This window comes from Ralstonia mannitolilytica, from assembly GCF_000954135.1.
Lineage (GTDB): Bacteria > Pseudomonadota > Gammaproteobacteria > Burkholderiales > Burkholderiaceae > Ralstonia > Ralstonia mannitolilytica.
The window spans coordinates 3,443,339-3,455,601 of record NZ_CP010799.1; the positions used below are offsets into that span (position 1 = coordinate 3,443,339).

The following is a 12,263-nucleotide window of genomic DNA, read 5'->3' on the forward strand; positions in this document are numbered from 1 at the left end:
AGGGGGGTATCGTATCAAGCTGCGCCAGCGCTGGCCGGTGACCGCACAGCCAACTCAAGCACTCAGACGCAATGGGTGTCGCAGTTGATCGTCAAGGAAAAAAGCGGCACGAATGGCCCGCTCCAATTGCAGTCCGCAGACACAGACGGGCGCACGATGCGCGTCGACGTTGCGACCGTACAACGCTGGTCTGCCGCTGCTCAGTTGCCCGTGACGTACAAGCGCGCCATGTCGGGCGATGCCCATGTGGTCGCGCTGCCCACCACCATGACGCTGCAAGACGCCCAGACAGTGGCGCAGCGCATGGCCGCGACCGGTCAATTCGAATACGTCGCGCCGGATCGCATCCTGCGCCCCGCGTTCACGCCGTCCGCCACGGGCTTTGGCTTTCAATGGAACCTGATGGCCAAGGATGCCGCCATCACGAACATCATTACCTCCGGCGGGGTAACGCAGTCGAGCAACCCAACCGCCGTGGGCGGTGCCAACCTGACGACTGCGTGGAACACGACCACGGGTTCCAGCGCGATCAACGTTGCCGTGGTGGACACGGGCATTCTTAGCCACGCCGACCTTGCGGGCGCCACAATCCACACTGGCGCCAACTTCATCACCAACGCCTTCCGAAACAACGGCGGCGACAGCGTCGGAACGGATCCGGGCGACGCGACCACGCAAGCCGACATCACCGCGAATCCAGCGGTGTGCGGCGGGGCAACGGCTTCCGATACGTCCTCCTGGCATGGCACCTTCGTCACGGGTCTCATCGCCGCGCAACACAGTGGGACGGGTGTGGCAGGCATTGCACCGCGTGTCGGCGTGCAGATGGCGCGCGCCCTCGGGCGCTGTGGAGGCACGGAGTCGGACGTGATCGATGCGCTCACATGGGCCACTGGCGGCACCGTGGCCCGCGTGACACCCAGCAGCAATCCGACGCCGGCCAAGGTCGTCAACTTGAGCCTGGGCGGCTCCGGGCCCTGCGATTCGGCCATACAGACCGCCATCACCAACGCGCGTAACCGCGGCGCGGTGGTCGTTGTGGCTACCGGCAACGAAGGGCGCACGAACATTGACGCCCCCGCAAACTGCACGGGCACGATCGCCGTCACCGCGCACACGCTCGATGGCGACAAGGCGAACTATGCCAATGTGGGCGCCGGCACCACAATCAGCGCGCCCGGCGGCGGCAATGGGTCGACCGTGAGCGGGCAGGGGGCGCTGGTTCTGTCGCTTTCGAACAGCGGTACCACCGCACCGGACGCCGACAGCTATGCCGGCGAGGCTGGCACATCGATGGCCACGCCGCACGTGGCAGGCGTCGCCGCGCTGATGCTGTCCGTCAACAATCGCCTGACGCCGGATCAGATCAGCACGATTCTCCAGCAGACGGCACGCCCCTTCCCGGCAGGAACGTACTGCGCATCCCAGTCCGGCCTCTGTGGCGCCGGCATGCTCGATGCGGGCGCCGCCGTTGCAGTGGCGAAAGGCAATCCGAGCGTGCATGCCTCGGCTCCGGCAAGCACGGTTGTCGCCAACAACGCCGTCACCCTGACGGCGAGCGGCAATGCGGGCGTCTTCAACACCATCAGTAGCGTGCAATGGGCGCAGACTTCCGGACCGTCCGTCAGCCTCACGACCTCCGGTCCCGATAGCAACGGCAATTACACTGCTACGTTCACGCCGTCGGCTGCGGGCACGTATGCCTTTACGGTCACGCTGACGAGCAACACCGGCGCGACGGCCACCGATGCGGCCACTGTGACAGTCACCCCGGCTGCAACCGGTACCGCAGACACGACCAGCAGCAATGGCAGCAGCAGCGGCGGCGGCGGTGCCCTCCCCCTGTGGCTCGCAGGCCTGATGCTTGCAGCCGGCGCGCTTGCAGGCGGCCGTCGTCGGAGCCGATAACGGACCACCGACACCTCGGCAACACCGCTGAACAGACGCGCCGGCTTTCATGCCGGCGTGTCTGTTTTTACGGGCCATCGGACCCGCTCGGCCTCACGTCGATCGCCCTTTCACCCGCCACTCCCCCAACACCCAAATCAACAAACCACTCCCCGCCCCGAACGCATGCGCGATGCGCACCACGCCAAACCCCCAATGCGGGTCAAAGGCGATGGGCGACAGCCACGATTGCTCGAGCCACACCTTCACCAGCACACCCACACAAAGCGCCACGCCGAGCCAGCGCGAGATGCGGTCGTCCTCCGCCTCGGCGGCGGGTTTCAGCAGCCGCAGCCCGCCCCATGCGGCCAAGCCGTGCAGCGCGCCGGAAAGCCCGCCATACCACTGCACCGCCGGCTGCGTGAGCAGCGCAAGCTGCACCAGCACGCCGCACGTTAGCAGCGCCCCGACGATGCGCTGGGGCTGCAGCACACGGGCCAGCAACAGGATGAGCCCTGCGCCCGCCATCGCATCGGCCAGCCAGTGCCACACGTCCAGATGGGCCCACATGGCGGTGACGATGCGCCACCACTGCCCCGCCCGCACGGCGTCACGCTGATACAGCCCCGCGGCATGCAGCCACGGCACAAACGAAAACGCCGCCGACAACACGGCCACACCCACACAGGCGCCCCCGACGGAGACTGCGTACCGATGCCCCCTCATTGCGCCGGCCCGAACACCTGCTGCCACAACGCCCGCACCTGCGCGGCCTCGTGCGCGCACGTACCGGCCGGCACGCGGGCGGCGGATTGCCCGTCCAGCCGCAGCTTGTGCTGGCGCGCACGGAAGTCGCGGTAGGCATCGGCCACCTGTGCGGCCCGCGCGGCATCGATCAGGCCGAGCTCGCCCGCCATGTGCAGGAGCGCAATGTTGCCCTTGTTGCGCGTGAGTTCGGGATGCACCGCGCTGTGCAGCAACACCAGGAACTGCACGGTAAATTCGATATCGACCATGCCGCCGCGATCGTGCTTCAGGTCGAACAGGTCGGTCGGGTTCGCATGCCCTTCCGCGACGCGCTCGCGCATCGCCACGATCTCGTCGCGCAGCGGGGCCGGCTCGCGTGGCTGGCGCAGTACCTCGGTGCGCAGCGCCTCAAAGCGTTGGCCGATCTCGGCGTCGCCCGCGCAGAAGCGCGCGCGCGTGAGGGCCTGGTGCTCCCACACCCACGCGGCGTTGTCGCCCTCGCGCATCTGGTAGCGGCGGAACGCTTCGAAGTGCGTGACCATCAGGCCGGCCGCGCCGTTCGGGCGCAGGCGCGTGTCCACGTCGAACAGCATGCCTGCGGCGGTGTGGCTGGTCAGCCAGGTGATGAGCTTGCGCGCAAACGACGCGTATACATCGGGCGCGCGTTCGTCGTCATCGTCGTAGAGGAAGATGATGTCGAGGTCCGACGCATAGCCGAGTTCCTTTCCGCCCAGCCGCCCGTAGGCCACCACGGCGAAGCGCGGCACCTCGCGGTGACGTGTGCCGACCTGCTGCCAGACCGTCTCCAGCGTCAGGTCCAGCATCGCATCGGCCAGGTCGGAAAGCCGGTCGCTGATGTGTTCGACGCTGAGCATGCCCTGCAGGTCCTGCAGCAGCACGCGGAACGTTTCGGCATGGTGCTCCTGGCGCAGGATGTCCATCTGCATCTCGACGTGGTCGGCGGCGGCGCGCAGGCGGTCGCGCACACGCTCCTTGAAGGCCGGCCAGTCGGGCTCGGCCGACAGCGCCTCCACGTCGAGCAGTTCGTCGAGCAATTGCGGATGGCGCGTGAGGTAGTCCGCTGCCCAGCGCGACGCGTGCAGCGTGTGGGCCACGCGCTCCATCGCCTGCGGGTATTCGCTCAGCAGCGACAGGTACGACGCGCGCCGGCTGATCGCATCGAAGAAATCGAGAAAGCGCGCGATGGTGACATCGGCATCGGTCTGCCGCGACGCCTGGTCGATCGCCCGGTTGATGAGCAGGTCGAAGCGCTGCCGGCTTACTTCGGACAGCGCCCGGTAGCGCGGCGAATTGCGCGTCGCGCGCAGGCGCTCGAGCACGCTGTCCGGGTCCGCATAGCCGAGCTCCGCGAGCTGCGTGCGCGCCGTTTCGGTGTGCTCGTCGTCGAGAAGATCGGCATGCCACACGGCGGCGCATGGCGGCTGGCTGTCCTGCTTGTCGGAGAAGGTCTGCTCGAACTGCTGCGCGACTTCGTCCTGGTAAGCCTCCAGCCTGGCCACCAGCGCGGCGTAGTCGTCAAAGCCCATCATGCGCGCCACACGCAGCTGGTCTTCGGGCGAGCCTGGCAGGTTGTGCGTCTGCGCGTCTTCGATGTACTGCAGGCGGTGTTCGAGCTGGCGCAGGAAGCGGTATGCCTCGGTCAGGCGCGCCACGGCCTCGGCGTCGATCAGGCCGCGCTCGGACGCCGCACGCAGCACCTGCAGCGTCGGCCGCACGCGCAGTGCAAAGTCCTGCCCGCCGCGGATGAGCTGGAACACCTGCGCAACGAATTCGATCTCGCGGATGCCGCCGCGCCCGAGCTTGATATTGGGCGAGCGGGCCTGCACGTGGCCCTGGCCATCGCGCTGTTGATTGGCGCCATTGCTGCGCTTGGCCGCCTCGTTGCGGATCTGCGCATGCAGCGACCGGATGGCCGCGATCACGCCGTAGTCCAGATAGCGCCGGAACACGAACGGCCCGGTCACGCGGTCGAGCTGCTGGATCACGCGGGCCGCATGCGGGCTCGTCGGGTCGGTGATGACGCGGCCCTTGATCCACGCGTAGCGCTCCCATTCGCGGCCCTGCACGACGAAGTACTCCTCCAGCATGCCGAGGCTGCACGCGAGCGGCCCGGCATCGCCGTTCGGGCGCAGGCGCATGTCGACGCGAAAGACGTAGCCGTCCTCGGTCACGTCGGCCAGCGCGTTGATGAGGCGCCGGCCGAGCTTGGTGAAGTATTCGTGGTTCGACAACGGCCGCGGGCCGCCGTGCGTGTCGCCGTCTTCGTCGTAAAGGAAGATCAGGTCGATGTCGGAGGACACGTTGAGCTCGCGCCCGCCGAGCTTTCCCATGCCGACCACCACCAGCTCCTGCACCTCGCCGGAGGATTGCCCCATCGGCTGCCCATGCAGAGCCTCGAGCTCCCGCCCGATCACGGAGATGGCAGCGCGCACGGCGAACTCGGCCAGGTCGGTCATCGTGCCGGTCACTTCGTCGAGCGTGGCGGCGCCGGACAGGTCGCGCTCGACCAGCGCGCCGAACACTTCGTTGCGCAGCAGGCGCAGTGCGCGCTTGAGCGCGGTCTCCGGCTCGGTGGCCGTCGTATCGAACAGTTCAGCAAAGCGTGCCGACAGCCACGCCACGTCGATCGGGCGGCCAGCGGCGGCGTGCACGCGGTCGGCCCAGCCCTCACGCGCCTGCGCCAGGCGCTGGATGTAGCGCGAATAAGCCAGCGCGAACGGCAGCGCGGCGAAAGGGGCCTCTGGCGCGCGGGCCGGCGCCTGCAGGAACGGCTGCGTGGACAAGGCGGAATCAGTCATGCGAACCCAATCAAGCGTTGGCGGAAACGTCCATTCTCGCTGAAATGCGCGCGGGGCCGGTCGGTGACCACTGACTTTCGCGGGCATCCGGCGTGCTTGCCGGTCGGCAGGGCAGCAAATGTGGCGCCGCCTGCCGAATATCGGATAATCCGCATCATGCCCCGCCCGCCCCAGTTCCCTGAATCGCCGAAGTCCGATGGTGGACACACCAGCACCCTCTCCCCGGGCGGGGCAGGACGGCCTACGGCCTGGGCGCGTCTGATGGGGCTGGCAGGCAAGGCGGGCGCCGGCATGCGCTCCGTGGCCGGCGCGCGCGTCTGGCGCACACTGTGGCGCCTCGTGTGGAAAACGGCGGTGGCGCTGGTGGTCCTGGCCGTCATCGGCATGCTCGTGGTGCGCTTTGTCCTGTGGCCGCGCGCAAGTGTCGCGCGCGAATGGATGGAGCGCGAGGCGTCGAGCGCACTGCACGCCACGGTGGGCATCGGCTCGCTCGAGACCTTCTGGGAGGGCTGGCATCCCGCCTTCCGGGCCCAGCGCATCGAGGCGCGCGACCCCGCCGGGCGCCGCACGTTTGCCGTGCAGGATGTACAGGCGCGGTTGTCCTGGCGCTCGCTGCTGCGGATGCAGATCACGTTTGCCGTGCTGCATGCCGATCGCGCCGACGTGCTGGTCCGCCGAGACGCCAAGGGCAGGCTCATCGTCGCCGGCATGCCGCTCTCGCCCGACACCGGCGGCGACAGCGACTTCTTCGACCAGCTGCTCTCCCAGGGCGACATCGACTTCCGCGAAGGCGCCGTGCGCTGGCTCGACGAGCGGCGGAACCTGCCCGAGGTCGCGCTGGGCAACGTGCGCATCCGGCTGCGCAGCGGCCCCACGCGGCACCGGGTCGACGCCAGCGGCACATCGCCCACACTGTTCAACGGTCCCATCAAGTTCCACGCCGACTTCCGCCACGACCTGCTGGCCCGGCCCGGCGACTGGCGCCATTGGCACGGCCAGGCCTCATGGCAGGTCGACACGCTGCAGCTGGCGGCCGTGCAACGCTACGTACCGGTTCTGGCCGCCGCCAACAGCGGCACCGTGTCGTCCGACGGCTCGGTGGAGTTCGCCGATGGCGCCTTCACGCGCAGCCAGGCGCGGCTGACCGGACAGCAGCTCGATCTGCAAGTGCGCAAGGATCTCGACCCGCTCCAGCTGCGCAGCCTTCAGGCGCTGGCGACGCACCAGCGGGATACGCGCGGCGAGCACACCGTGCGCTTCGATACGCTGCTCTGGCAGCCACTGAATCCGCCGGCGCAACCGCCGTCGATGCCCGAACTGGCCGGCCCCGGCATCGAGGCGCCGGCCAACCCCGCCGGCACGCCGCGCGGCCTGCGCAATGTCACCGTCGGCTGGGCACTCGACAAGCGCGATGCGCTGCGCGTACTGAAGATCAAGGCCGCCACGCTGGACCTGGCCGACCTGCGCAGCATCGCCACCGCGCTGCCGCTGCCGGCGAGCGTGCTGCAACCGCTGCGCACCAGGCAGCCCACCGGCCGCGTCGACGATCTCGACATCCACTGGCAGCGCGATGTGTCGCGCTGGCGCCCGCAGGCCTCGGCATCGGCGCCGGTGCACTTTACCGGCCGCGCCACCATGCGCCAGGTCTCGTTCGGCCCGGGCGAGCTGCCCGCCGTGCCGCCAGGGCACCACCCGGAGCCGGCCGTGCCGGGCGTCGAGAACCTCTCCGGCAACGCAACGTTTTCGGATGACAAGGGCACGCTGCGCATCGATTCCGCCGACGCCGCCCTGCTGCTGCCCGGCACCTTCGCCGAGCCGCGCGTGCCGCTCGATCGCCTGCAAGGCACCTTCAACTGGACGTACCGCAAGCAGGAACTCGTCGTCGCCAGCGACAACGTGACCTTCTCCAATGGCGACCTCGCGGCGCGCGTCGGAGGCACCTACCGCCATGCGCCGGACACCAGCCGCCTCGGCAGCCTCGACCTCAAGGGCACGCTCGAGCGCGCCGAAGTGGCGCGCGTGCCGCGCTACCTGCCGCTGTCCATCAGCCAGCATCTGCGCGATTACCTGGGCGGCGCACTGCTGGCCGGCAGCGCGAGCAACGTCAGCTTCGCGCTGGCGGGTGACCTGCACGACTTTCCGTTCCGGCCGCCGCACCAGGGCGCGTTCCGGGTGGAGGTCCCGGTGCAGAACGTGACGTATCAGCCGGCCCCGGCGCAGGCGGCCCACAGCCCGCCGGGGCGCACGCCGACGCACCCCGGCGAATGGCCCGCATTCACCAACATCGACGGCACGGTGATCTTCGATCGGTCGTCGCTTGCCTTCAAGGTGGCGCGCGCCAAGGTGATGGGCGTGAACCTGCAGGACGTAGGCGGCAACCTGCCCGACATGGAAGACCACAACCCGGTCCTCACCATCGAAGGCAAGGGCGACGGGGCGACACAGAACTTCCTGCAGTACGTCGAGGCCAGCCCGGTCAGCCAGTGGATCGGCCACTTCACCAAGGAGGCGCGCGCGCAGGGCAACGCCACGCTGGCGCTCAAGCTCGAGCTGCCGCTGCACGAGATGCATTCGACGCGCGCCCAAGGCAGCGTCTCGTTCCTGCGCAACGATGTCACGCTGATTCCGCAGGCCCCGCCACTGACCGATGTGACCGGCGCGCTGACCTTCACCCATAAGGGCATCGGCTTCGACAACCTGCGTGCACGCTTTGCCGGCGGCGAGATCCGCCCCACCGGCGGGACCGCGCCCGACGGCACGATCCGCATTCAGGTGGCGGGTACGGCGTCGGCACAGGGCCTGCGCGAAACCACGCCGGAAGGCAGCCCGGTCGCCGCGGTAGCGCGCGCACTGGAGGGCAGCGCGCCCTACAGCGCGACCATCAGCGTCAAGCAGCATCGGCCGATCATCCAGGTGCAGTCCGACCTCACGCCGATGACCGTGCGCCTGCCGGCGCCGCTGAACAAGGCCGCGGGCCAGCCGCTGCCGGTGCGCTTCGAGATGCAACCGCTGGCCGCCAACAACGCCCTCGACGAGATCACGCTGCAGCTTGGCAACGTCGCCACCGCGCGCTATGAACAGCGCAGCGGCGCCGGCGGCGTCGAAGTGCTGCGTGGCGGCATTGGCGTGCGACAGCCGGTGCCGCAGCCGGCCGAAGGCGTCCAGGCCAATCTGGCACTGGACCAGCTCGACATCGACGCCTGGCGCCACGTCTTCGCCGCTCCCACCGCTAACAAGAGCGCCGCGCAGATTGCCACCGAACACGCCGCTGCCGCCTCGGCCCCCAAGACGTCTGCCAGCCACAACGCCTATCTGCCGAGCCGCCTGAGCGGGCGTGCCCAGACGCTGCGCATCCTGGGCCGCGACTTCAACGCGGTGCGCATCGACGCCACGCGCGACGGCGCGAACTGGCAATCGACCATCGAATCGCGCGAGATTGCCGGTGCCGCGCGCTGGCACGCCGAAAGCGCAGCCGTGCCGTTCGGCGAGCTCACGATGCGCCTGTCGCGCATGAGCATCCCCGATGCGCAGGAAGAGACGGCGCTGACGGAATCCCTGGCGCGCAGCTCGCAGGAGATGCCGTCGCTGGACCTCGTGGCCGACAAGTTCGATCTGCGCGGCAAGGCCCTCGGCAAGCTCGAGATCAAGGCGCGCAGCCAGATCAGCGACGGGGCACCGGTCTGGACGCTCGAGACGCTCAAGATCGAACAGCCTGCCGCCACGCTCACCGCGCACGGCACCTGGCGCATTCCACGCCGCCTGCGCGGCAGCGACGACCCGGAACGCCGCACGCTGCTCGACTTCAACCTCGATCTGCGCGACTCCGGCGACCTGCTGCAGAAAATGGGCTTCGCCAAGGTGCTCGACGGCGCCAAGGGCAAGCTCGAAGGGCGCGTGGTCTGGCGCGGCTCGCCGATGTCGATCGACTACCCGACGCTCAACGGCCGCATGGCGCTGAACCTGGAGCGGGGCCAGTTCCTGCCGGTCGATCCGGGGCTCGCCAAGCTGGCCGGCGTGCTGAGCCTGCAGGGGCTGCTGCACTTCGCCACCGACCTGCGCAGCGCCACGGGGCGCGGCACGCCTTTTGACAGCGTCGTGGCCACCGGCACCATCACCAACGGTGTCGCGCGCACGGAAGATTTCGCCGTCCGCGGGCCGCAGTTCCAGGTCGCCATGCAGGGGTCGGCCAACATCCTCGATGAGACGCAGGATCTGCGCGTGAAGGTCACGCCCAAGGTCGATGCCACGTCGGCCTCGCTGGCCGCCGCGTTCATCAATCCGGCGCTGGGGCTCGGCACGCTTGCGGCGCAGCTGATCCTCGGTGACCAGGTCTCGAAGGCGTTCGCCACGCAATACCACGTGACCGGAAGCTGGGCCGACCCGAAGATCGAGAAGGTCGCGTCCAGCGCCGGCGCAGGCAGTCATTCCGAAACCTCGGCAAAATAGGCCCATGACTTCCGCTACCGTTGCCCCCGCCCCGTCCGCGTCCCATGCGGCCTTTGATGCACCTTTTCGCGTTGCCGCCGTCCAGACCGTGACCGGCATCGACGTGGATGCCAACCTGGCCCGCGCCGATGCACTGCTCGCCGAGGCCGCCGCGCAGGGCGCACAGCTGGCGCTGCTGCCCGAGTACTTCTGCATGATGGGCCGCAAGGACAGCGACAAGGTCGCCATCCGCGAGGACGACGGCAACGGCCCGATCCAGGCGTTCCTGGCCGATGCCGCGCGCCGGCACCAGTTGTGGCTCGTCGGCGGCACCCTGCCGATGTGGTGCGAAGACGCGCAGCGCGTGCGCAACACGTCGCTCGCATTCAACCCCGCCGGCCTGCGCGTCGCACGCTACGACAAGATCCACCTGTTCAACTTCGTGCGCGGTGAAGAGCGCTACGATGAGGCCCGCACCATCGAACCCGGCGCCGCGCCGGTCGCCTTCGATGCGCCGTGCGGCCGCGTGGGGATGTCGGTGTGCTACGACCTGCGCTTTCCGGAGCTGTACCGCGCGTTGTCGGCGGGCGGAAGCCTCAACTTGATTCTGATGCCGGCTGCCTTCACCTATGTGACGGGCGCCGCGCACTGGGACATCCTGCTGCGCGCCCGCGCCATCGAAAACCAGTGCTACGTGCTCGCCGCTGCACAGGGCGGGCGCCATGAAAACGGCCGCCGCACGTGGGGCCACTCCATGCTGGTCGATCCGTGGGGCGAGATCATCGCCTCCGTGCCCGAGGGCGAAGGCATTGCCATCGGCGACATGGACCCGGCCCGGCTTGCGCAGGTGCGCCAGGATCTGCCGGCGCTCAAACACCGTGTGATGTAGCCCAACCGAATTTCAAAGGACCACCACCATGAACGCAGGCGACATCGCCATCCAGAACCTGTCCATCGCGCGCCGCGTGCTGCTCGATCCGTACGGCCTTGACGAAGCGCACCTGCAGCGCGCGCTGGCCGACATCTTCACGCACCGCGTCGACTATGCCGACCTCTATTTCCAATACACCCGCAACGAGGCGTGGAGCCTGGAAGAAGGCATCGTCAAGTCGGGCAGCTTCAGCATCGACCAGGGCGTGGGCGTGCGCGCCGTCTCGGGCGACCGTACCGCGTTTGCGTATTCCGATGACATCAGCCTGCCCGCACTGATGCAGGCCGCGGGTGCCACGCGCACCATCGGCCGCGTCGGCTCGGGCCGCGTGAAGGTGGCGAGCAGCCTGGCGAGCGGCCCCGGCGGCCATGCGCTGTATGCCCCGAACGACCCGCTCGACTCGATGACGGCCTCCGAAAAGGTTGCCCTGCTCGAGCGGATCGAAAAGCTCGCCCGCGCCAAAGACCCGCGCGTGGTGCAGGTGATGGCCGGCCTGGCCGGCGAGTACGACGTGATGCTCGTCGCACGCAGCGACGGCGTCATCGCCGCGGATGTGCGCCCGCTGGTGCGCATCTCCGTCACCGTCATTGCCGAGCAGAACGGTCGCCGCGAAATGGGCAGCTCCGGCGGCGGCGGCCGCTATGCCTACGGCTACTTCACCGACGAGCTGCTGCGCGAATACGTGGACGAGGCGGTCTCTTCCGCGCTCGTCAACCTGGAAGCCAAGCCGGCACCGGCCGGCACGATGACGGTGGTGCTCGGTCCGGGCTGGCCCGGCGTGCTGCTGCACGAGGCCATCGGCCACGGCCTGGAAGGCGACTTCAACCGCAAGGGCTCGTCGGCGTTTTCCGGCCGCATGGGCGAGCGCGTGGCGGCCAAGGGCGTCACCGTGGTCGACGACGGCACGCTGGCCAACCGCCGCGGCTCGCTGAACCTCGACGACGAGGGCAACCCCACGCAGTGCAACACGCTCATCGAAGACGGCATCCTGACCGGCTACATGCAGGACACGCTCAACGCGCGCCTGATGAAGATGCCCGTAACCGGCAACGCCCGCCGCGAGAGCTACGCCGCCCTGCCGATGCCGCGCATGACCAACACCTACATGCTGGGCGGCGACAAGGACCCGCAGGAGATCATCGCCAGCGTGAAGAAAGGGCTGTATGCGGTGAACTTCGGGGGCGGCCAGGTCGACATCACCAACGGCAAGTTCGTGTTCTCCGCCAGCGAGGCCTACCTGATCGAAGACGGCAAGATCACCGCGCCGGTCAAGGGCGCGACGCTCGTCGGCAGCGGCCCGGAATCGCTCAAGCACGTGACCATGATCGGCAACGACATGCGCCTCGATTCGGGCATCGGCGTGTGCGGCAAGGAAGGCCAGAGCGTGCCGGTGGGCGTCGGCCAGCCGACGCTGCGCATGGAAAACATGACGGTGGGCGGCACGGTTTGATTGC

6 protein-coding genes are annotated in these 12,263 nt (G+C 68.8%); 4 read left to right on the forward strand and 2 right to left on the reverse strand.

Features of this window, described 5'->3' with window-relative positions; all coding sequences use genetic code 11:
• The first annotated feature begins 156 nt into the window (after positions 1 to 156).
• Positions 157 to 1,908 (forward strand): MprA protease, GlyGly-CTERM protein-sorting domain-containing form, encoded by a 1,752-nt coding sequence (mprA, locus tag TK49_RS16235; protein WP_052698621.1) that lies wholly within the window; start codon positions 157 to 159, stop codon positions 1,906 to 1,908.
• A 93-nt stretch (positions 1,909 to 2,001) separates the two neighbouring features.
• On the opposite strand, the gene rrtA is transcribed toward mprA, so the two are convergent.
• Together rrtA and glnE are read right to left on the reverse strand one after the other, a co-directional pair.
• A complete protein-coding gene (gene rrtA, locus TK49_RS16240) occupies positions 2,002 to 2,613 on the reverse strand; it encodes a rhombosortase (RefSeq protein ID WP_045787632.1) in 612 nt (203 codons plus the stop codon).
• On the reverse strand, positions 2,610 to 5,453 hold the full coding sequence (gene glnE / locus TK49_RS16245) for a bifunctional [glutamate--ammonia ligase]-adenylyl-L-tyrosine phosphorylase/[glutamate--ammonia-ligase] adenylyltransferase (protein ID WP_045787633.1): 2,844 nt from the start codon (positions 5,451 to 5,453) through the stop codon (positions 2,610 to 2,612). Before glnE ends, rrtA begins: the two co-directional genes overlap by 4 nt.
• A gap of 156 nt (positions 5,454 to 5,609) precedes the next feature.
• Here glnE and TK49_RS16250 point away from each other — a divergent pair, with 156 nt between their 5' ends.
• Genes TK49_RS16250 through tldD form a run of 3 tightly spaced genes read left to right on the forward strand, consistent with a single transcriptional unit; the run spans position 5,610 to position 12,259 of the window.
• Positions 5,610 to 9,899, forward strand: coding sequence for a YhdP family protein (locus TK49_RS16250; RefSeq protein ID WP_045787634.1), 4,290 nt, complete (start codon positions 5,610 to 5,612; stop codon positions 9,897 to 9,899).
• Positions 9,900 to 9,903: 4 nt separating this feature from the next.
• A complete protein-coding gene (locus TK49_RS16255; protein WP_045787635.1) occupies positions 9,904 to 10,767 on the forward strand; it encodes a carbon-nitrogen hydrolase family protein in 864 nt (287 codons plus the stop codon).
• 28 nt (positions 10,768 to 10,795) lie between these two features.
• Entirely contained in the window at positions 10,796 to 12,259 is a 1,464-nt protein-coding gene (gene tldD, locus TK49_RS16260) for a metalloprotease TldD (RefSeq protein ID WP_045787636.1), read from the forward strand.
• The last annotated feature ends 4 nt before the right edge of the window (positions 12,260 to 12,263 follow it).

Bases quoted from the DNA above. Each gene is read 5' to 3' on its own strand.
- tldD (WP_045787636.1), top strand. From the start codon at position 10,796: ATGAACGCAGGCGACATCGCCATCCAGAACCTGTCCATCGCGCGCCGC.
- TK49_RS16250 (WP_045787634.1), top strand. From the start codon at position 5,610: ATGCCCCGCCCGCCCCAGTTCCCTGAATCGCCGAAGTCCGATGGTGGA.
- rrtA (WP_045787632.1), bottom strand. From the start codon at position 2,613: ATGAGGGGGCATCGGTACGCAGTCTCCGTCGGGGGCGCCTGTGTGGGT.
- TK49_RS16255 (WP_045787635.1), top strand. From the start codon at position 9,904: ATGACTTCCGCTACCGTTGCCCCCGCCCCGTCCGCGTCCCATGCGGCC.
- glnE (WP_045787633.1), bottom strand. From the start codon at position 5,453: ATGACTGATTCCGCCTTGTCCACGCAGCCGTTCCTGCAGGCGCCGGCC.
- mprA (WP_052698621.1), top strand. From the start codon at position 157: ATGCGCGTCGACGTTGCGACCGTACAACGCTGGTCTGCCGCTGCTCAG.